The organism is Pseudomonas sp. M1 (genome assembly GCF_022760135.1).
Taxonomy (GTDB): Bacteria; Pseudomonadota; Gammaproteobacteria; order Pseudomonadales; family Pseudomonadaceae; genus Pseudomonas; species Pseudomonas citronellolis.
Map to the genome: position 1 here is coordinate 6,052,862 of NZ_CP094343.1, position 19,185 is coordinate 6,072,046.

Annotated in this window: 33 protein-coding genes; all 33 read right to left on the reverse strand. The window is 59.7% G+C overall.

Annotation, left to right across the window (positions count from 1 at the left end; genetic code table 11):
• Positions 1 to 229: 229 nt before the first annotated feature.
• The 33 genes from bfr to rpsL all read right to left on the reverse strand — a co-directional run bounded on the left by bfr (position 230) and on the right by rpsL (position 19,046).
• Positions 230 to 694 carry a bacterioferritin gene (gene bfr, locus PM1_RS26820; RefSeq protein ID WP_009617184.1) on the reverse strand — a complete coding sequence of 155 codons (465 nt, stop codon included), beginning with the start codon at positions 692 to 694 and terminating at the stop codon, positions 230 to 232.
• Positions 695 to 896: 202 nt separating this feature from the next.
• Positions 897 to 1,286: a 50S ribosomal protein L17 gene (gene rplQ / locus PM1_RS26825; protein ID WP_009617183.1), complete on the reverse strand. Its 390-nt coding sequence runs from the start codon at positions 1,284 to 1,286 to the stop codon at positions 897 to 899.
• A 43-nt stretch (positions 1,287 to 1,329) separates the two neighbouring features.
• Positions 1,330 to 2,331: a DNA-directed RNA polymerase subunit alpha gene (locus PM1_RS26830; RefSeq protein WP_009617182.1), complete on the reverse strand. Its 1,002-nt coding sequence runs from the start codon at positions 2,329 to 2,331 to the stop codon at positions 1,330 to 1,332.
• Between the two features lie 22 nt (positions 2,332 to 2,353).
• On the reverse strand, positions 2,354 to 2,974 hold the full coding sequence (gene rpsD, locus PM1_RS26835; protein ID WP_009617181.1) for a 30S ribosomal protein S4: 621 nt from the start codon (positions 2,972 to 2,974) through the stop codon (positions 2,354 to 2,356).
• A 16-nt stretch (positions 2,975 to 2,990) separates the two neighbouring features.
• The gene (gene rpsK, locus PM1_RS26840; protein WP_003093689.1) at positions 2,991 to 3,380 is read right to left on the reverse strand and encodes a 30S ribosomal protein S11; all 390 of its coding nucleotides are present in this window, start codon (positions 3,378 to 3,380) and stop codon (positions 2,991 to 2,993) included.
• 18 nt (positions 3,381 to 3,398) lie between these two features.
• Positions 3,399 to 3,755, reverse strand: a complete 357-nt coding sequence (rpsM, locus tag PM1_RS26845) for a 30S ribosomal protein S13 (protein WP_009617178.1) — start codon at positions 3,753 to 3,755, stop codon at positions 3,399 to 3,401.
• A gap of 130 nt (positions 3,756 to 3,885) precedes the next feature.
• The gene (rpmJ, locus tag PM1_RS26850) at positions 3,886 to 4,002 is read right to left on the reverse strand and encodes a 50S ribosomal protein L36 (RefSeq protein ID WP_002555468.1); all 117 of its coding nucleotides are present in this window, start codon (positions 4,000 to 4,002) and stop codon (positions 3,886 to 3,888) included.
• 29 nt (positions 4,003 to 4,031) lie between these two features.
• On the reverse strand, positions 4,032 to 5,366 hold the full coding sequence (gene secY / locus PM1_RS26855) for a preprotein translocase subunit SecY (protein WP_009617177.1): 1,335 nt from the start codon (positions 5,364 to 5,366) through the stop codon (positions 4,032 to 4,034).
• Positions 5,367 to 5,801: a 50S ribosomal protein L15 gene (rplO, locus tag PM1_RS26860; protein ID WP_009617175.1), complete on the reverse strand. Its 435-nt coding sequence runs from the start codon at positions 5,799 to 5,801 to the stop codon at positions 5,367 to 5,369.
• A gap of 3 nt (positions 5,802 to 5,804) precedes the next feature.
• Positions 5,805 to 5,981: a 50S ribosomal protein L30 gene (rpmD, locus tag PM1_RS26865; RefSeq protein ID WP_009617174.1), complete on the reverse strand. Its 177-nt coding sequence runs from the start codon at positions 5,979 to 5,981 to the stop codon at positions 5,805 to 5,807.
• Positions 5,982 to 5,983: 2 nt separating this feature from the next.
• A complete protein-coding gene (gene rpsE / locus PM1_RS26870) occupies positions 5,984 to 6,484 on the reverse strand; it encodes a 30S ribosomal protein S5 (RefSeq protein WP_009617173.1) in 501 nt (166 codons plus the stop codon).
• 3 nt (positions 6,485 to 6,487) lie between these two features.
• A complete protein-coding gene (gene rplR / locus PM1_RS26875) occupies positions 6,488 to 6,838 on the reverse strand; it encodes a 50S ribosomal protein L18 (protein ID WP_009617172.1) in 351 nt (116 codons plus the stop codon).
• 10 nt (positions 6,839 to 6,848) lie between these two features.
• A complete protein-coding gene (gene rplF, locus PM1_RS26880; RefSeq protein ID WP_009617171.1) occupies positions 6,849 to 7,382 on the reverse strand; it encodes a 50S ribosomal protein L6 in 534 nt (177 codons plus the stop codon).
• Positions 7,383 to 7,393: 11 nt separating this feature from the next.
• On the reverse strand, positions 7,394 to 7,786 hold the full coding sequence (rpsH, locus tag PM1_RS26885) for a 30S ribosomal protein S8 (protein WP_009617170.1): 393 nt from the start codon (positions 7,784 to 7,786) through the stop codon (positions 7,394 to 7,396).
• Positions 7,787 to 7,974: 188 nt separating this feature from the next.
• Positions 7,975 to 8,280, reverse strand: coding sequence for a 30S ribosomal protein S14 (gene rpsN, locus PM1_RS26890; protein ID WP_009617169.1), 306 nt, complete (start codon positions 8,278 to 8,280; stop codon positions 7,975 to 7,977).
• A 13-nt stretch (positions 8,281 to 8,293) separates the two neighbouring features.
• Positions 8,294 to 8,833 carry a 50S ribosomal protein L5 gene (gene rplE / locus PM1_RS26895; RefSeq protein WP_009617168.1) on the reverse strand — a complete coding sequence of 180 codons (540 nt, stop codon included), beginning with the start codon at positions 8,831 to 8,833 and terminating at the stop codon, positions 8,294 to 8,296.
• A 17-nt stretch (positions 8,834 to 8,850) separates the two neighbouring features.
• Positions 8,851 to 9,165: a 50S ribosomal protein L24 gene (gene rplX / locus PM1_RS26900; protein ID WP_009617167.1), complete on the reverse strand. Its 315-nt coding sequence runs from the start codon at positions 9,163 to 9,165 to the stop codon at positions 8,851 to 8,853.
• Positions 9,166 to 9,177: 12 nt separating this feature from the next.
• Complete coding sequence (gene rplN / locus PM1_RS26905) at positions 9,178 to 9,546, reverse strand: 50S ribosomal protein L14 (protein WP_003093714.1); 369 nt, start codon at positions 9,544 to 9,546, stop codon at positions 9,178 to 9,180.
• Between the two features lie 16 nt (positions 9,547 to 9,562).
• Complete coding sequence (gene rpsQ / locus PM1_RS26910; protein WP_009617165.1) at positions 9,563 to 9,829, reverse strand: 30S ribosomal protein S17; 267 nt, start codon at positions 9,827 to 9,829, stop codon at positions 9,563 to 9,565.
• A gap of 2 nt (positions 9,830 to 9,831) precedes the next feature.
• Positions 9,832 to 10,023: a 50S ribosomal protein L29 gene (rpmC, locus tag PM1_RS26915; RefSeq protein ID WP_009617164.1), complete on the reverse strand. Its 192-nt coding sequence runs from the start codon at positions 10,021 to 10,023 to the stop codon at positions 9,832 to 9,834.
• Entirely contained in the window at positions 10,023 to 10,436 is a 414-nt protein-coding gene (gene rplP, locus PM1_RS26920; RefSeq protein WP_009617163.1) for a 50S ribosomal protein L16, read from the reverse strand. The genes rpmC and rplP overlap by 1 nt, the downstream gene beginning before the upstream one ends.
• 11 nt (positions 10,437 to 10,447) lie before the next feature.
• Entirely contained in the window at positions 10,448 to 11,134 is a 687-nt protein-coding gene (gene rpsC, locus PM1_RS26925) for a 30S ribosomal protein S3 (RefSeq protein ID WP_009617162.1), read from the reverse strand.
• A 13-nt stretch (positions 11,135 to 11,147) separates the two neighbouring features.
• Complete coding sequence (rplV, locus tag PM1_RS26930) at positions 11,148 to 11,480, reverse strand: 50S ribosomal protein L22 (RefSeq protein ID WP_003103908.1); 333 nt, start codon at positions 11,478 to 11,480, stop codon at positions 11,148 to 11,150.
• A gap of 12 nt (positions 11,481 to 11,492) precedes the next feature.
• Positions 11,493 to 11,768, reverse strand: a complete 276-nt coding sequence (gene rpsS, locus PM1_RS26935) for a 30S ribosomal protein S19 (protein ID WP_003093734.1) — start codon at positions 11,766 to 11,768, stop codon at positions 11,493 to 11,495.
• 16 nt (positions 11,769 to 11,784) lie between these two features.
• Positions 11,785 to 12,606 carry a 50S ribosomal protein L2 gene (gene rplB / locus PM1_RS26940; protein ID WP_009617152.1) on the reverse strand — a complete coding sequence of 274 codons (822 nt, stop codon included), beginning with the start codon at positions 12,604 to 12,606 and terminating at the stop codon, positions 11,785 to 11,787.
• An 11-nt stretch (positions 12,607 to 12,617) separates the two neighbouring features.
• Positions 12,618 to 12,917, reverse strand: coding sequence for a 50S ribosomal protein L23 (rplW, locus tag PM1_RS26945; protein WP_009617150.1), 300 nt, complete (start codon positions 12,915 to 12,917; stop codon positions 12,618 to 12,620).
• Positions 12,914 to 13,516, reverse strand: a complete 603-nt coding sequence (rplD, locus tag PM1_RS26950) for a 50S ribosomal protein L4 (RefSeq protein ID WP_009617148.1) — start codon at positions 13,514 to 13,516, stop codon at positions 12,914 to 12,916. Before rplD ends, rplW begins: the two co-directional genes overlap by 4 nt.
• Positions 13,517 to 13,530: 14 nt before the next feature.
• Positions 13,531 to 14,166: a 50S ribosomal protein L3 gene (gene rplC, locus PM1_RS26955; protein ID WP_009617147.1), complete on the reverse strand. Its 636-nt coding sequence runs from the start codon at positions 14,164 to 14,166 to the stop codon at positions 13,531 to 13,533.
• A gap of 82 nt (positions 14,167 to 14,248) precedes the next feature.
• A complete protein-coding gene (gene rpsJ / locus PM1_RS26960) occupies positions 14,249 to 14,560 on the reverse strand; it encodes a 30S ribosomal protein S10 (protein WP_003243886.1) in 312 nt (103 codons plus the stop codon).
• 159 nt (positions 14,561 to 14,719) lie between these two features.
• A complete protein-coding gene (tuf, locus tag PM1_RS26965) occupies positions 14,720 to 15,913 on the reverse strand; it encodes an elongation factor Tu (protein WP_009617114.1) in 1,194 nt (397 codons plus the stop codon).
• Between the two features lie 30 nt (positions 15,914 to 15,943).
• On the reverse strand, positions 15,944 to 18,073 hold the full coding sequence (gene fusA / locus PM1_RS26970; protein WP_009617134.1) for an elongation factor G: 2,130 nt from the start codon (positions 18,071 to 18,073) through the stop codon (positions 15,944 to 15,946).
• Positions 18,074 to 18,103: 30 nt separating this feature from the next.
• Positions 18,104 to 18,574: a 30S ribosomal protein S7 gene (gene rpsG / locus PM1_RS26975; RefSeq protein WP_009617132.1), complete on the reverse strand. Its 471-nt coding sequence runs from the start codon at positions 18,572 to 18,574 to the stop codon at positions 18,104 to 18,106.
• Between the two features lie 100 nt (positions 18,575 to 18,674).
• Positions 18,675 to 19,046 carry a 30S ribosomal protein S12 gene (gene rpsL / locus PM1_RS26980; RefSeq protein WP_009617130.1) on the reverse strand — a complete coding sequence of 124 codons (372 nt, stop codon included), beginning with the start codon at positions 19,044 to 19,046 and terminating at the stop codon, positions 18,675 to 18,677.
• Positions 19,047 to 19,185: the final 139 nt, after the last annotated feature.

A 19,185-nucleotide genomic window follows, 5' to 3' on the forward strand; every position in this document is an offset into this window, starting at 1 on the left:
TGGTCGACAGCTGCCGACGGTGGATTAAGACTAGTACCGCTCCGCTGGGGGGACCAATTTATGAAAAGCAACGGCACGATAGTTTTTGTCTCTTAGCAGAACCGTGCGCGATAGCCTCCCGAACAACGGAAATACAGCACCGGAATCCTCCCCCTGGCGCGCCTGGTGGAAACAAAAAAGCCCCTGCGACCGATAGGCGCGAGGGGCTTCTTTCATTGCAGACGAAACCTCATATCTGCGACTGCAGGTAGTTCTCCAGGCCCATCTTGGCGATCAGCCCGAGTTGCTGCTCCAGCCAGTAGGCGTGGTCTTCCTCGGTGTCGGCCAACTGGACCTTGAGCATGTCGCGGCTGACGAAGTCCTTGTGCTGTTCGCACAGCGCGATGCCCTTGGCCAGGGCAGCACGCACCTGGCGCTCCAGCTTGAGGTCGGCTTCGAGCATTTCCGGCACGGTACGGCCCGGGTGGATATCGTCGGGACGCATGCGCGGCGTGCCCTCCAGCAACAGGATGCGGCGGATCAGGGCGTCGGCGTGCTGGGTTTCCTCTTCCATCTCGTGGTTGAGGCGCTCGTAGAGCTTGGCGAAGCCCCAGTCCTCGTACATGCGCGAGTGGATGAAGTACTGGTCGCGCGCGGCCAGCTCGCCGGTCAGCAGGGTATTGAGGTAGTCGATTACTTCAGCATGGCCTTGCATCAGTCAGCTCCATGAGTCCGGTGAATAATTGAAGAGAATTTGGTCCTCGACGACCATGACCCGCATCAATTCGAGGATAGTCCCGCCGGCGCGAGAGTGCCTTGCAAGACGCGCGGATCCTGGGCCGAAGGGAACGAGATACATTTCCAGCGGGCAATAAAAAACCGGGCCTGAGCCCGGTTTTTCATGAGTGGCGTTCGCCTTACTCAGCAGCTTCGACCGCTTCGCCGCCGACAGCACGATCAACCAGCTCGACGTACGCCATGGGGGCGTTGTCGCCAGCGCGGAAACCGCACTTGAGGATGCGCAGGTAGCCGCCCGGACGGTTGGCGTAGCGCTTGCCCAGCTCGTTGAACAGCTTGCCTACGGCAGCCTTCGAACGGGTACGGTCGAAAGCCAGACGACGGTTGGCGACGCTGTCTTCCTTGGCCAGGGTGATCAGCGGCTCGGCAACGCGACGCAGTTCCTTGGCCTTGGGCAGGGTGGTTTTGATCAGTTCGTGTTCGAACAGCGACACAGCCATGTTCTGGAACATAGCCTTGCGGTGCGCGCTGGTGCGGCTCAGGTGACGACCACTTTTACGATGGCGCATGGTTCAATTCCTTTCCAAACTTTACGTTCGGTAGCTACGACGATCAGGCAGTAGCCTTGTCGTCTTTCTTAAGACTTGCCGGCGGCCAGTTGTCGAGGCGCATACCGAGGGACAGACCGCGAGAGGCCAGAACGTCCTTGATTTCGGTCAGGGACTTCTTGCCCAGGTTCGGAGTTTTCAGCAGCTCTACTTCGGTGCGCTGGATCAGGTCACCGATGTAGTAGATGTTCTCCGCCTTCAGGCAGTTGGCCGAACGAACGGTCAGCTCCAGGTCATCGACCGGACGCAGCAGGATCGGATCGATCTCGTCTTCCTGCTCTTCAACGACGGGTTCGCTGTCGCCCTTGAGGTCCACGAACGCTGCCAGCTGCTGTTGCAGGATGGTAGCGGCGCGACGGATAGCCTCTTCAGGGTCCAGGGTGCCGTTGGTTTCCAGATCGAGGACCAGCTTGTCCAGGTTGGTACGCTGTTCGACACGGGCGTTCTCGACCACGTAGGCAACACGACGTACGGGGCTGAACGAGGCGTCGAGCTGCAGACGGCCGATGCTGCGGCTTTCGTCTTCATCGCTCGAGCGGGCATCAGCCGGCTCGTAGCCACGACCACGAGCGACTTTCAGCTTCATGTTCAGCGCGCCGTTATCGGCCAGGTGGGCGATAACATGGTCACCGTTGACGATCTCGACATCATGATCCAGCTGAATATCGGCAGCGGTCACCACACCCGAGCCCTTTTTCGCCAGGGTCAGCGTCACTTCGTCACGGCCGTGCAGCTTGATGGCCAGACCTTTCAGGTTGAGCAGGATTTCGATGACGTCTTCCTGAACACCTTCGATCGCCGAGTACTCGTGGAGTACGCCGTCGATCTCGGCCTCGACCACTGCACAGCCAGGCATGGAGGACAACAGGATGCGACGCAGCGCGTTGCCCAGGGTATGGCCGAAGCCACGCTCGAGAGGCTCGAGCGTGATCTTGGCGCGGGTTTGGCTGACCACCTGCACATCGATGTGGCGGGGGGTCAGGAACTCATTTACCGAACTCTGCATGGATGCACCTATTTTCTAGCCCTTACTTGGAGTAGAGCTCGACAATCAGGTTTTCGTTGATGTCGGCGGACAGGTCGGCACGAGCCGGAACGCTCTTGAAGGTACCGGCCTTCTTGTCGGTGTCCACTTCGACCCACTCAACGCGACCGCGCTGGGCGCACAGTTCGAGGGCTTGAGCGATACGCAGCTGGTTCTTCGATTTCTCGCGAACAGCAACGACGTCGCCGGCCTTCACCTGATAGGACGGGATGTTGACGGTCTGACCGTTCACGCTGATGGTCTTGTGGGACACCAGCTGACGGGATTCCGAACGGGTGGAACCGAAGCCCATACGATAGACGACGTTGTCCAGACGGCATTCCAGCAGTTGCAGCAGGTTCTCACCAGTGGAGCCCTTGCGGCGGGAAGCCTCTTGGTAGTAGCCACGGAACTGACGCTCCAGCACGCCGTAGATGCGGCGGACTTTCTGCTTCTCACGCAGCTGCAGACCGTAGTCGGACAGACGGCCACGGCGAGCGCCGTGCTGGCCAGGAACCTGTTCGGCCTTGCACTTGGAGTCGAGCGCGCGAGCGCCGCTCTTCAGGAACAGGTCGGTGCCTTCACGGCGAGACAGTTTGCATTTGGGACCAATGTAACGAGCCATTTCTCACTGTCTCCTATTACACGCGACGCTTTTTCGGCGGGCGGCAGCCGTTGTGCGGGATCGGGGTTACGTCGGTGATGCTGGCGATCTTGTAACCGCAGGCATTCAGCGCACGAACAGCCGATTCGCGACCCGGGCCCGGGCCTTTGACGTTGACGTCAAGGTTCTTCAGACCGTATTCCAGAGCAGCCTGGCCGGCACGCTCGGCCGCTACCTGGGCAGCGAACGGGGTGCTCTTACGCGAGCCGCGGAAGCCCGAACCACCGGAAGTGGCCCAGGACAGGGCGTTGCCCTGACGGTCGGTGATGGTAACGATGGTGTTGTTGAAGGACGCGTGGATATGCGCGATCCCGTCGACCACCGTCTTTTTGACTTTCTTGCGAGGACGAGCAGCAGGTTTTGCCATGACTATATTCCTAAGCGATTACTTGCGGATCGGCTTACGCGGGCCCTTGCGGGTGCGCGCGTTGGTCTTGGTACGCTGACCGCGAACCGGCAGACCGCGACGATGACGCAGACCGCGGTAGCAACCGAGGTCCATCAGACGCTTGATGTTCATGTTGATTTCGCGGCGCAGGTCACCTTCGGTGGTCAGCTTGGCCACCTCGTTGCGCAGCGAATCGATCTGCTCTTCGCTCAGGTCCTTGATCTTCACTACCGGGCTGATGCCCGTGGCAGCGCAGATGCTCTGTGCGGTGGTGCGACCTACACCATAGATGTAGGTCAGCGAGATAACAGTGTGCTTGTTATCCGGAATGTTTACGCCTGCAATACGGGCCATTCAGAAAAACTCCAATTGACAGCTACCCGGCGCCCAGGAAGCCAAGAAAGGGCGCGGATATTAGCGCTGTAATAACAAATAATCAACCCGGCAGCGCACTAGCTGCCGGGCTATAACGCGTGGATCACACTCAGCCTTGGCGCTGCTTGTGACGCGGCTCCGCGCTGCAGATCACGCGAACGACGCCTTCGCGACGGATGATCTTGCAGTTGCGGCACAGCTTCTTAACCGATGCACGAACTTTCATCAGTGACTCCTACTAACCTTACGGGCCGGTCAGCGCAGCATGCTGCTGCCGCCATAACCCTTCAGGTTGGCTTTCTTCATGAGGGATTCGTACTGGTGAGAAACGAGGTGCGATTGTACTTGGGCCATAAAGTCCATCACAACCACGACCACGATCAGCAACGAGGTCCCGCCGAGGTAGAACGGAACGTGGGCAGCCACCACCAGGAACTGGGGCAACAGGCACACCGCCGTCATGTACAGGGCACCGAACATGGTCAAACGGGTCAGCACGCCATCGATGTAGCGAGCGGACTGTTCGCCCGGACGAATACCCGGAATAAATGCACCGGACTTCTTGAGGTTTTCCGCCACGTCCTTGGGATTGAACATCAGCGCTGTATAGAAGAAGCAGAAGAAGATGATCCCTGCACTAAACAGCAGAATGTTCAGCGGCTGCCCCGGAGCGATCGCTTGCGCGACGTCCTGCAGCCAACCCAGGCCCTCCGACTGACCGAACCAGGCGCCCAGGGACGCCGGGAACAGCAGGATGCTGCTGGCGAAGATGGCCGGGATCACGCCCGCCATGTTCACTTTCAGCGGCAGATGGCTGGTCTGCGCGGCAAACACCTTGCGACCTTGCTGGCGCTTGGCGTAATGCACGGCGATGCGGCGCTGACCGCGCTCGATGAACACCACGAACGCGATGATCGCGACGGCCAGCAGGCCTACGGCGATCAGGGCGAAGATGTTGATGTCACCTTGACGGGCGGACTCGAAGGACTGCCCGATGGCGCGCGGCAGGCCGGCGACGATCCCGGAGAAGATCAGCATGGAGATACCATTGCCGACGCCCCGCTCGGTGATCTGCTCGCCCAGCCACATCATGAACAGCGCACCCGCCACGAAGGTGGTGACTGCCACGAAGTAGAAGCCGAAGTCATTGGAGAAGGCCACGCCCTGACTGCCCAGACCAACGGCCATGCCGATGGCCTGGACGAGCGCCAGGACGAGCGTTGCGTAGCGGGTGTACTGGCTGATCTTGCGACGCCCAGACTCACCCTCTTTCTTCAACTGCTCCAGCTGCGGGCTGATAGCGGTCATGAGCTGCATGATGATCGACGCCGAGATGTACGGCATGATCCCCAGTGCAAAGATACTCATGCGCTCCAGCGCGCCGCCGGAAAACATGTTGAAGAGGCTAAGAATGGTCCCCTCGTTCTGCCGGAACAGTGCCGCCAAGCGATCGGGGTTGATGCCCGGAACCGGGATGTGCGCACCTATCCGATAGACGATGATCGCCAGGAACAGGAAACGCAGACGTGCCCAGAGCTCGGACAGACCGCCACCGTTGCTCAGCGCAGAGAGAGCACCTTGCTTAGCCATTTAGTCCTCGATTTTGCCGCCAGCTGCTTCGATAGCCGCACGAGCGCCCTTGGTGGCGCCGATGCCTTTCAGGGTGACCGCGCGGGCAACTTCACCGGACAGCACGACTTTGACGCGCTGTACGTTGCGGTTGATCACGTTGGCATCCTTCAGGGCCTGCACGGTGACGACTTCGCCTTCGACCTTGGCCAGCTCGGAGGTACGAACCTCGGCGCGATCCAGGGCTTTCAGGGACTTGAAGCCGAACTTCGGCAGACGACGGTGCAGCGGCTGCTGGCCACCCTCGAAGCCCGGAGCGATGGTGCCGCCGGAGCGAGAGGTCTGACCTTTGTGACCACGGCCACCGGTCTTGCCCAGACCGCTACCGATGCCACGGCCCGGACGCAGCTTCTCGCGACGGGCACCCGGCGCGGAACGCAGATCGTTCAGTTGCATGGATTAACCCTCCACACGCAGCAGGTAGTAGGCCTTGTTGATCATGCCGCGGTTCTCAGGAGTGTCCTGAACTTCGACGGTATGATTGATGCGACGCAGGCCCAGGCCTTTGACGCAGGCCTTGTGATTGGCCAGACGGCCGTTCAGGCTTTTGATCAGGGTAACTTTGACAGTTGCCATGGTTAGAGAATCTCCTCGACGCTCTTGCCACGCTTGGCCGCTACCGACTCAGGGGACTGCATGTTCTTCAGGCCCTTGAAGGTGGCGTATACCACGTTGACCGGGTTGGTCGAACCGTAGCACTTGGCCAGAACGTTCTGCACACCGGCCACTTCCAGGACGGCACGCATGGCGCCGCCGGCGATGATGCCGGTACCTTCGGAAGCCGGCTGCATGTACACCTTGGAGGCGCCATGGGCGGACTTGGTCGGGTACTGCAGGGTGGTGCCGTTCAGATCCACCTGGATCATGTTGCGGCGAGCAGCTTCCATGGCCTTCTGGATGGCGGCCGGCACTTCACGCGCCTTGCCACGACCGAAGCCAACACGGCCCTTGCCATCGCCAACCACGGTCAGCGCGGTGAAGGCGAAGATACGGCCACCTTTTACGGTTTTGGCGACGCGGTTAACTTGAACCAGCTTCTCGATGTAGCCTTCGTCGCGCTTTTGATCGTTGTTTGCCATAACTTAGAACTCCAGACCGCCTTCGCGAGCGGCATCAGCCAGGGCCTTGATGCGGCCGTGGTACTTGAAGCCAGAACGGTCGAACGCCACCTGAGTGACGCCGGCAGCCTTGGCGCGTTCGGCGACCAGTTGACCAACTTTCTTGGCTGCGTCGACGTTGCCGGTGGCACCTTCGCGCAGTTCCTTGTCCAGGGTCGAGGCGCTGGCCAGGACCTTGCCGCCGTCGGCCGCGATGACCTGGGCGTAAATGTGCTGGGAGGAGCGGTACACGCAAAGGCGTACGGCTTCCAGCTCGCGCATCTTCAGGCGTGCCTTGCGAGCGCGACGCAGACGGGTTTCTTTCTTGACGCTCATTTGCTATGCCCTACTTCTTCTTGGCTTCTTTACGAAGTACGACTTCGTCCGAATACCGCACGCCCTTGCCTTTGTACGGCTCCGGCGGACGGAAATCGCGGATCTCCGCGGCAACCTGGCCGACCAGCTGCTTGTCGATGCCCTTGATCAGGATATCGGTCTGGCTGGGGGTTTCGGCGACGATGCCGGCGGGCAGTTCGTAATCGACCGGGTGGGAGAAGCCGAGGGCCAGGGACAGCACTTGGCCTTTGGCCTGCGCCTTGTAACCAACGCCGACCAGCTGGAGCTTGCGCTCGAAGCCCTGGCTGACGCCGATCACCATGTTGTTGACCAGGGCGCGGGTGGTACCGGCCATGGCACGGGTCTGCTGGTCGCCGTTACGGGCGGCGAAACGCAGCTCACCGTTGTCCTGGATGACTTCTACGGACGGGTGGACTTTCAGCTCGAGGGAGCCTTTGGAGCCCTTGACCGAGAGTTCCTGACCAGCCAGCTTGATTTCGACGCCGGCGGGCAGCTTGACGGGGTTCTTAGCAACGCGAGACATGCTGATTCCCCTTAGAACACAGTGCAGAGCACTTCGCCACCAACGCCAGCGGCACGGGCTGCGCGGTCGGTCATCACACCTTTGTTGGTGGAGACGATCGACACACCCAGACCACCGCGAACTTTCGGCAGCTGATCTACGGACTTGTACTGGCGCAGGCCAGGACGGCTGATTCGCTTCACTTCTTCGATGACGGGTTTGCCTTCGAAGTACTTCAGCTCGATGGACAGCTGAGGCTTGGCCTCGGCGCTGACCTGATAGTCCGCAATGTAACCTTCGTCCTTGAGGACTTTGGCTACTGCCGCCTTCAGCTTGGAAGACGGCATGCTCACGACGGTCTTCTCAGCCATCTGGGCATTACGGATGCGAGTTAGCATGTCTGCTAACGGGTCCTGCATACTCATGGGCTTAATGCTCCTGATACAAAAGATAAGCCTTCAACGATACTCACCCTCAAAACGCAGGGTGAGAAAAACCCAGGCTCAGGGGAGCCGGGTATTCTAGAGACCGCTCAAAAACGAATCAAGCCCCACGAGGGGGCTTGCTTCGCAAAGCGATCAACGGAGCCATTGCCGGCCCCGTCTCGACCGACTTACCAGCTGGCTTTCACCAGGCCCGGTACGTCGCCGCGCATGGCGGCTTCACGCAGCTTGTTACGGCTCAGGCCGAACTTGCGGTAGAAGCCGTGCGGACGACCGGTCAGGCGGCAACGGTTACGCAGGCGGCTGGCGCTCGCGTCACGCGGTTGCTTCTGCAGGGCGACCTGCGCATTCCAACGCTCTTCCTGGGAGGAGTTCGGATTAGCGATGATCGCTTTCAGCTCGGCACGCTTCTGGGCGTACTTGGCGACCGTGCGCTGACGCTTCAGCTCACGGTTTTTCATGCTCTCTTTGGCCATGTTCCTACTCCAATCAGTTGCGGAACGGGAAGTTGAAGGCGCGCAGCAGAGCGCGACCTTCATCGTCCGTACGGGCGGTGGTGGTCAGAGTGATGTCCATGCCGCGCAGAGCATCGATCTTGTCGTAATCGATTTCCGGGAAGATGATCTGCTCTTTCACGCCCATGCTGTAGTTGCCGCGGCCATCGAAGGACTTGGCATTCAGGCCGCGGAAGTCACGCACGCGCGGCAGGGAGATGGAGAGCAGGCGGTCCAGGAATTCGTACATGCGGTCGCCACGCAGGGTGACCTTCACGCCGATCGGCCAGCCTTCACGGATCTTGAAGCCGGCGATGGACTTACGAGCGTAAGTCACGACCGGCTTCTGGCCTGCGATCTTTTCCAGATCGGCCACGGCGCTCTCGATGACTTTCTTGTCACCGACAGCTTCGCCAAGACCCATGTTCAGGGTGATTTTGGTAACGCGCGGAACTTCCATCACGTTCGCCAGCTGAAGCTCTTGCTTCAGCTTGGGCGCGATTTCCTTCCGGTACAGTTCTTTCAATCGTGCCATGGTATCTACCTACTCCCTCAAGCCTGGACCGGTTTCTGGGTCGACTTGAAGACACGAACCTTCTTACCGTCTTCTACCTTGAAGCCAACGCGGTCAGCCTTGCTGGTTTCCGGGTTGAAGATGGCGACGTTGGAGACGTGCAGAGGCGCCTCCTTCTCGACGATCCCGCCTTGCTGGTTGAGCATGGGGTTGGGCTTGGTGTGGCGCTTGATCAGGTTCACACCGCCGACGACCAGACGGTCGTCAGCGAGAACTTTCAGCACCTTGCCACGCTTGCCCTTGTCCTTGCCGGCAATGACGATGACTTCGTCGTCACGACGAATTTTTTGCATGACGGCTACTCCTTACAGCACTTCAGGGGCGAGCGAGACGATCTTCATGAACTTCTCGGTACGAAGTTCACGAGTCACGGGCCCGAAGATACGGGTGCCGATCGGCTCCTGCTTGTTGTTCAGCAGGACGGCGGCGTTACCGTCGAAGCGGATGATGGAGCCGTCGGTGCGACGAACGCCGTGCTTGGTGCGAACGACCACGGCAGTCATGACCTGGCCTTTCTTCACCTTGCCGCGCGGAATCGCTTCCTTGACGGTGACTTTGATGATGTCGCCAATGCCGGCGTAGCGACGGTGGGAACCGCCGAGCACCTTGATGCACATTACGCGACGCGCGCCGCTGTTATCAGCGACATCGAGCATGGATTGAGTCTGAATCATTATCTATCTCCGACCCTTAGACTTCCACTGCGCGCTCGACGATATCAACCAGGGTCCAGGCCTTGGTCTTGGCCAGCGGACGGGTTTCGCGAATGGTGACCAGGTCACCAATGCGGCACTGATTGGTTTCGTCGTGGGCGTGCAGCTTGGTCGAACGCTTCACGTATTTGCCGTAGATCGGGTGCTTGACGCGACGCTCGATCAGAACGGTGACGGTCTTGTCCATCTTGTCGCTGACGACGCGGCCGGTCAGCGTACGGACGGTTTTCTGAGCTTCAGCCATGTTCACTTACCTGCTTGCTGATTGAGCACAGTTTTGACGCGAGCGATGTCGCGCTTCACCTGCGAGAGCAGGTGGGACTGCGCCAACTGGCCAGTTGCTTTCTGCATACGCAGATTGAACTGGTCGCGCAGCAGGCCGAGCAGTTGCTCGTTCAGCTGCTCCACGGATTTCTCACGAAGTTCATTCGCTTTCATCACATCACCGTCCGCTTAACAAAGGAGGTGGCGAGCGGCAGCTTTGCAGCAGCCAGGGCGAATGCCTCACGCGCCAGCTCTTCGGATACACCCTCGATCTCGTACAGGACCTTGCCCGGTTGAATCTGGGCTACCCAGTACTCGACGCCGCCCTTACCTTTACCCATACGAACTTCGAGGGGCTTCTTGGTAACCGGCTTGTCGGGGAATACGCGGATCCAGATCTTGCCGCCACGTTTTACGTGACGGGTCAGCGCACGACGTGCGGACTCGATCTGACGCGCGGTGAGACGGCCACGGCTGGTCGCCTTGAGGGCGAACTCGCCGAAGCTGACTTTGCTACCGCGATGAGCCAGGCCACGGTTGTGACCGGTCATTTGCTTGCGGAACTTCGTACGCTTAGGTTGCAGCATTTGCGTACTCCTTACTTAGCAGCTTTTTTACGAGGAGCGGGCGCTACCGGCTTGAGCTCTTCCTGGCGGCCACCGATGACCTCGCCTTTGAAGATCCAAACCTTGACACCGATCACACCGTAGGTGGTGTGCGCTTCGTAGGTGGCATAGTCGATATCGGCGCGCAGGGTGTGCAGGGGCACACGACCTTCGCGATACCATTCGGTACGAGCAATTTCAGCGCCGCCCAAACGACCACTCACCTGGATCTTGATGCCCTTGGCACCAATACGCATGGCGTTCTGCACGGCGCGCTTCATGGCGCGACGGAACATGACGCGGCGTTCCAGCTGCTGAGCTACGCTCTGCGCAACCAGCATGCTATCGAGTTCCGGCTTGCGGATTTCCTCGATGTTGATGTGCACGGGCACACCCATTTGCTTGGTCAGGTCCTGACGCAGCTTCTCAACATCTTCACCTTTCTTGCCGATCACGATACCGGGACGGGCGGTGTGGATGGTGATGCGTGCGGTTTGAGCCGGGCGATGGATATCGATACGGCTTACGGACGCGCTTTTTAGTTTGTCTTGGAGGTACTCACGGACCTTCAGGTCGGCGAACAGATAATCGGCGTAAGTGCGCTTATCTGCGTACCAAACGGAGGTGTGCTCCTTGACGATACCCAGGCGGATGCCATTGGGATGTACTTTCTGACCCATCTGATCGACTCCGTTACTTGTCCGCAACCTTGACAGTGATATGGCAAGACCGCTTGACGATGCGATCAGCACGGCCTTTGGCGCGCGGCATGATGCGCTTGAGCGAACGACCTTCGTTGACGAAGACGGTGGAGACCTTCAGGTCGTCCACATCGGCGCCTTCGTTGTGCTCAGCGTTGGCAACAGCCGACTCCAGCACTTTCTTCATGATCTCGGCGGCTTTCTTACTGCTGAAAGCCAGGAGGTTGAGCGCTTCGCCCACCTTCTTCCCGCGGATCTGGTCGGCGACCAAGCGGGCTTTCTGGGCGGAGATACGAGCGCCCGACAGCTTAGCGGCTACTTCCATCTTCCTTACCCCTTAACGCTTGGCTTTCTTGTCCGCAGCATGCCCACGATAAGTGCGGGTAGCAGCGAACTCGCCGAGTTTGTGACCGACCATGTCTTCGTTGACCAGGACCGGCACGTGTTGACGGCCGTTGTGGACAGCGATGGTCAGACCAACCATATGCGGCAGAATCATCGAACGACGCGACCAGGTCTTGATCGGCTTGCGGTCGTTCTTTTCCACCGCCACTTCGACCTTCTTCAGCAGGTGAAGATCGATAAAAGGACCTTTTTTCAGAGAACGCGGCACTGTCGTATCCCTCTATTTACTTGCGGCGACGGACGATCATGTTATCGGTACGCTTGTTCGCGCGAGTCTTCTTACCCTTGGTCTGAAGACCCCACGGCGATACCGGATGACGACCAGCAGAGGTACGACCTTCACCACCACCATGCGGGTGGTCGACCGGGTTCATGGCGACGCCACGAACGGTCGGGCGAATGCCGCGCCAGCGTTTGGCACCAGCTTTACCCAGCGAACGCAGGCTGTGCTCGGAGTTCGAGACTTCGCCCAGGGTCGCACGGCAGTCAGCCAGGACTTTACGCATTTCACCGGAACGCAGACGCACGGTTACGTAAGCGCCTTCACGGGCTACCAGCTGGGCCGAGGCGCCAGCGGAGCGAACCAGCTGGGCGCCTTTGCCCGGCTTCAGCTCGATACCGTGGATGGTGCTACCCACCGGGATGTTGCGCAGCGGCATGTTGTTGCCGGGCTTGATCGGAGCGCCGATACCGGAGATCAGTTGATCGCCAGCCACCACGCCTTTGGGGGCGATGATGTAACGACGCTCACCGTCCGCGTACTTCAGCAGAGCGATGTGCGCAGTGCGGTTCGGGTCATATTCCACGCGCTCGACGATGGCAGGGATGCCATCCTTGTTGCGGCGGAAGTCGACCAGACGGTAGTGCTGCTTGTGACCACCGCCGATGTGACGGGTGGTGATACGACCGTTGTTGTTACGGCCGCCCGACTTGGACTTCTTCTCGACCAGGCCAGCGAACGGAGCACCCTTGTGCAGGTTCTGGTTCACGACCTTGACGACGAAGCGACGACCAGCGGAAGTCGGTTTGCATTTAACGATTGCCATGATGCACCCCTTTACTCAGCGCCAGCTGCGAAATCGAGATCTTGGCCGGGCTGAAGGGCGATGTACGCCTTCTTCCAGTCGTTACGCTTGCCCAGGCCGCGAACGGTACGCTTGGTCTTGCCCTGAACGTTCAGGGTGGTGACGCGACGTACTTTCACGCCGAACAGGCTTTCGACGGCCTTCTTGATTTCCAGCTTGGTTGCATCAGTGGCAACCTTGAAAACGAATTGGCTCTTGCCGTCCGCCAGCCCCGTGGCTTTCTCGGAGACATGCGGGCCCAGCAGCACTTTGAATACGCGTTCCTGGTTCATGCCAGCAGCTCCTCGAACTTCTTCACGGCGGACACGGTGACGAGCACCTTGTCGTAGGCGATCAGGCTGACCGGGTCGGAACCCTGGACGTCGCGTACATCGACGTGCGCCAGGTTGCGCGCAGCCAGGTACAGGTTTTCATCAACGCCATCAGTGACGATCAGCACGTCTTTCAGGCCCAGGCCGTCCAGCTTGCTGACCAGACCTTTGGTTTTCGGTGCATCGACGGCGAAGTCGGCAACGACAACCAGGCGGTCCAGACGGACCAGCTCGGAGAGGATGGAGCGCAGGGCTGCGCGGTACATCTTCTTGTTGAGCTTCTGGGAGTGATCCTGCGGTTTGGCGGCGAAAGTGGTGCCGCCCCCACGCCAGATGGGGCTGCGGATGGTGCCAGCGCGAGCACGACCGGTGCCCTTCTGACGCCACGGCTTCTTGCCGCCACCGGAGACTTCGGAACGAGTCTTCTGAGCACGGGTGCCCTGACGGCCGCCAGCCATGTAGGCGACGACTGCCTGGTGAACCAGAGTCTCGTTGAATTCGCTGCCAAAGGTACGCTCGGAGACTTCGATAGCCTGAGCGCCGTTCACATTAAGTTGCATCTCAGCTTCCCCTCTTAACCGCGAGCCTTGGCTGCCGGACGCACGAGCACGTCACCGCCGGTAGCGCCAGGAACGGCACCCTTGACCAGCAGCAGATTACGCTCGGCATCGACACGCACGACCTCAAGGGATTGAACGGTTACACGCTCAGCACCCATGTGACCGGACATTTTCTTGCCCTTGAACACTCGACCAGGAGTCTGGCACTGGCCGATCGAACCCGGGACGCGGTGGGAAACGGAGTTACCGTGGGTATTGTCCTGACCACGGAAGTTCCAGCGCTTGATGGTACCGGCGTAGCCTTTACCCTTGGACTCGCCGGTAACGTCTACCAGCTGGCCTGCCTGGAACAGATCGACGGAGATGGAATCGCCTGCCTTGAACTCCTCTTCGCCCAGACGGAATTCCCACACGCCGCGACCGGCGGCGACATTCGCCTTGGCAAAGTGACCGGCCTGAGCCTTGGTCACGCGAGAAGCACGACGCTCGCCGGCAGTTACCTGCACAGCGCGATAGCCATCGGTCTCTTCGTTCTTGAACTGGGTGACGCGATTCGGCTCGACCTCAATGACCGTGACCGGAATGGAGACACCATCTTCGGTGAAAATGCGGGTCATGCCGCACTTACGACCGACAACACCAATTGTCATCTTAAGAACCTCTTTAGTGTACGGGGCTTTCACCCGCTATGGCCGCCCATTTCAGAGCGTTACACGACCAATGCCGAAGGCATTAGCCGAGGCTGATCTGTACTTCGACGCCAGCAGCAAGGTCGAGCTTCATCAGCGCGTCGACGGTCTTGTCGGTCGGCTGAACGATGTCGAGCACACGCTTGTGGGTACGAATTTCGTACTGGTCACGAGCGTCCTTGTTGACGTGCGGGGAAATCAGCACGGTGTAACGTTCCTTGCGGGTCGGCAGAGGAATCGGACCACGCACCTGAGCCCCAGTACGTTTCGCGGTTTCCACGATTTCCTGGGTAGACTGGTCGATCAGGCGATGGTCAAAAGCCTTCAACCGAATACGGATTTGTTGATTTTGCATTTGACCTCAGACTCCAAGTTGCCATTCCCAACGGGCGGACTCCGCCCGTTAAAAGGAGGCGCAATTGTACGGATGCCCCTGGAGGGTGTCAATATTTAACCAATCCAACGAAAAAGGGGCCCCGAAGGGCCCCTTTTCCTCATGCGCTAGATCGGTCGATTACTCGATGATCTTGGCAACCACGCCGGCGCCAACGGTACGGCCGCCTTCGCGGATAGCGAAGCGCAGGCCGTCTTCCATGGCGATCGGAGCGATCAGGGTGACGGTCATCTTGACGTTGTCACCCGGCATTACCATCTCGACGCCTTCCGGCAGCTCGCAGTTGCCGGTCACGTCGGTGGTACGGAAGTAGAACTGCGGACGGTAGCCCTTGAAGAACGGGGTGTGACGACCACCTTCTTCCTTGGACAGCACGTACACTTCGCACTCGAACTTGGTGTGCGGCTTGATGGTGCCCGGCTTGGCCAGAACCTGGCCACGCTCTACGTCTTCACGCTTGGTGCCGCGCAGCAGGACGCCGACGTTCTCGCCAGCACGACCTTCGTCGAGCAGCTTGCGGAACATTTCAACGCCGGTGCAGGTGGTCTTGGTGGTCGGACGGATGCCGACGATTTCCACTTCTTCCTGGACCTTGACGATACCGCGCTCGACACGACCGGTTACCACGGTGCCGCGGCCGGAGATCGAGAACACGTCTTCGATCGGCATCAGGAACGGCTGGTCGATGGCACGAACCGGCTCGGGGATGTAGGAGTCCAGGGTTTCCACCAGCTTGCGCACGGCGGAAACGCCCATCTCGTTGTCATCCTGGCCGTTCAGGGCCATCAGCGCGGAACCGATCACGATCGGAGTGTCGTCGCCCGGGAAGTCGTAGGTGTTCAGCAGGTCGCGAACTTCCATCTCGACCAGTTCCAGCAGCTCGGCGTCGTCAACCATGTCGGCCTTGTTCAGGAACACGACGATGTAGGGAACGCCTACCTGACGGGACAGCAGGATGTGCTCGCGAGTCTGCGGCATGGGGCCGTCGGCAGCCGAGCAAACCAGGATCGCGCCGTCCATCTGGGCAGCACCGGTGATCATGTTCTTCACGTAGTCGGCGTGGCCCGGGCAGTCTACGTGAGCGTAGTGGCGTACCGGCGAGTCGTATTCGACGTGCGAAGTGTTGATGGTGATACCACGGGCCTTCTCTTCCGGCGCGTTGTCGATCTGGTCGAAGGCGCGAGCGGAACCACCCCAGGTCTCGGAGCAGACCTTGGTCAGAGCAGCGGTCAGAGTGGTCTTACCGTGGTCGACGTGGCCGATGGTGCCAACGTTGACGTGCGGTTTGTTACGTTCAAATTTTTCCTTAGCCACGACAGTAACCTCTTAACTTAAAGGGCTGAATCAAGCTTGTTTTTTAACCAGCGCTTCGACGATGTTCGACGGAGCTTCGGCGTATTTGGAGAATTCCATGGAGTAGCTCGCGCGACCCTGGGACATGGAACGTACGTCGGTCGCATAACCGAACATCTCGCCCAGCGGAACCTCGGCACGGATAACCTTACCGGAAACCGAGTCTTCCATCCCCTGAATCAGACCGCGACGACGGTTCAGGTCGCCCATCACGTCGCCCATGTAGTCCTCAGGAGTCACCACTTCCACTTTCATGATCGGCTCGAGCACCTTGCCGCCGCCCTTCTGGGCCAGCTGCTTGGTCGCCATGGAAGCAGCGATCTTGAACGCCATCTCGTTGGAGTCGACGTCGTGGTAGGAACCATCGAACACGGTGGCCTTCAGGCCGATGAGCGGATAGCCGGCGACGACGCCGTTCTTCATCTGCTCTTCGATGCCCTTCTGGATCGCCGGGATGTATTCCTTCGGAACCACACCACCTACGACTTCGCTGGTGAACACCAGGCCTTCGGTGATGTTGCCCTTCTCGTCCACATCCGGAGTCGAGAAGCGGATCCAGCAGTGACCGAACTGACCGCGACCACCGGACTGACGAACGAACTTGCCTTCGATCTCGACGTTGTCCTTGGAGATGGTTTCGCGGTAGGAAACCTGCGGCTTGCCGATGTTGGCCTCGACGCCGAACTCGCGCTTCATGCGGTCGACGAGGATGTCCAGGTGCAGCTCACCCATACCGGAGATGATGGTCTGGCCGGTTTCTTCGTCGGTCTTGACGCGGAACGACGGGTCTTCCTGGGCCAGCTTGCCGAGGGCGATGCCCATCTTCTCCTGGTCAGCCTTGGTCTTCGGCTCGACAGCGACCGAGATGACCGGCTCCGGGAAGTCCATGCGCTCGAGGATGATCGGCTTCTCGATGTCGCACAGGGTGTCACCGGTGGTGACGTCCTTCATGCCGATCAGAGCCGCGATGTCGCCAGCGCGCACTTCCTTGATCTCGTCACGCTGGTTGGCGTGCATCTGCACCATACGACCAACGCGCTCTTTCTTGCCCTTCACGGAGTTGATGACCGACTGGCCGGACTCCAGAACGCCCGAGTAGACGCGGACGAAGGTCAGGGTACCGACGAACGGGTCGGTAGCGATCTTGAACGCCAGAGCGGAGAACGGAGCGTTGTCGTCAGCCGGACGCTCGTCGTGGATCTCGTTGTCATCGGTGCTGTCCGGGTGGACGCCCTGGATGGCCGGGATCTCGGTCGGAGCAGGCAGGAAGTCGATGACGGCGTCCAGAACCAGGGGCACGCCCTTGTTCTTGAAGGACGAACCGCAGACCGCCGGAACGATTTCGCAGGCGATGGTACGCTGGCGCAGGCCGGCCTTGATCTCTTCGATCGACAGCTCGCCGCCTTCCAGGTACTTGTTCATCAGCTCTTCGTTGGCCTCGGCAGCAGCCTCGACCATGTTGTTGCGCCATTCGTTGGCCAGGTCCAGCAGCTCGGCGGGAATCTCTTCCTCGCGATAGCTGGTGCCCTTGTCGTCTTCGTTCCAGTAGATGGCCTTCATCTTCATCAGGTCGATCTGACCCTGGAAGTCATCTTCTGCACCGATGGCCAGCTGAACCGGGACCGGGGTGTGGCCCAGGCGGTTCTTGATCTGACCGACGACGCGCAGGAAGTTGGCGCCGGCGCGGTCCATCTTGTTCACGTAGACGATACGCGGAACGCCGTACTTGTTGGCCTGACGCCATACGGTTTCGGACTGCGGCTCAACGCCGGAGGTGCCGCAGAACACCACGACAGCGCCGTCCAGTACGCGCAGGGAGCGCTCGACTTCAATGGTGAAGTCTACGTGACCGGGGGTGTCGATGACGTTTACGCGGTACTTGTCGTACTGGCCGCGCGAACCTTCCCAGAAGGTCGTGATCGCAGCGGAGGTGATGGTGATACCACGCTCCTGCTCCTGCACCATCCAGTCGGTGGTAGCAGCGCCGTCGTGTACCTCACCCATCTTGTGGCTGAGACCTGTGTAGAACAGGATCCGCTCGGTAGTGGTGGTCTTGCCCGCGTCGACGTGGGCGCAGATACCAATGTTCCGGTAGCGGTTAATTGCTGTAGTACGAGCCATAAAGCCCTCGCAAAAGAATGGAAGCCGCGATTAGAAGCGGTAGTGGGAGAAGGCCTTGTTGGCTTCAGCCATACGGTGCACGTCTTCACGCTTCTTGACGGCGGCGCCTTTGCCTTCGGCGGCATCCAGCAGTTCGCCGGCGAGGCGCAGGGCCATGGACTTCTCGCCACGCTTGCGGGCGTAGTCCACCAGCCAGCGCATGGCCAGGGCATTACGACGGGACGGACGTACTTCGACCGGAACCTGGTAGGTAGCACCGCCGACACGGCGGGACTTCACTTCGACCAGCGGAGCGATGGCGTCGAGAGCTTTCTCGAAGAGTTCCAGGGGGTCACCTTTACTGCGCTCTTTGACCTTGTCCAGAGCACCGTAAACGATACGCTCGGCAACGGCTTTCTTGCCGCTTTCCATCACGTGGTTCATGAACTTGGCCAGAATCTGGCTTCCGTATTTCGGATCGGCCAGGATCTCACGTTTGGCCGCTACACGACGTCTTGGCATTGATAAGCCCTCAAACGGTCTTCAGGTTAGCCCGGGACTGCAACACTTTAGTTACGCGCCCGACCTTACTCTTATCGACTCAGCAAATAGGAAAAAACGATTACTTCGGACGCTTGGCGCCGTACTTGGAACGACCCTGCTTACGGTCTTTGACACCCGAGGTGTCCAGCGAACCGCGCACGGTGTGGTAACGCACACCCGGAAGGTCCTTTACACGACCGCCACGGATCAGCACTACGCTGTGCTCTTGCAGGTTGTGACCTTCACCACCGATGTACGAAGTGACTTCGTAGCCGTTGGTCAGGCGAACACGGCATACCTTACGCAGTGCCGAGTTCGGCTTTTTCGGCGTGGTGGTGTATACGCGGGTGCATACGCCACGACGTTGCGGGCAGTTCTGCAGCGCCGGCACGTCGCTCTTGTCGACCATGCGCTTGCGCGGCTTACGCACCAGCTGGTTGATAGTTGCCATCTATAGCTCCACTGATTGTCTTACGACACTTAAACGAAATGGCAGAGCATGCGCCCTGCCAATTTTCGGGGTACAAAATACTAAAGAGCTTCCAGCACCCCGTCAAGACAAAGCCCCGGCTGTCAGGACAGCCGGGGCT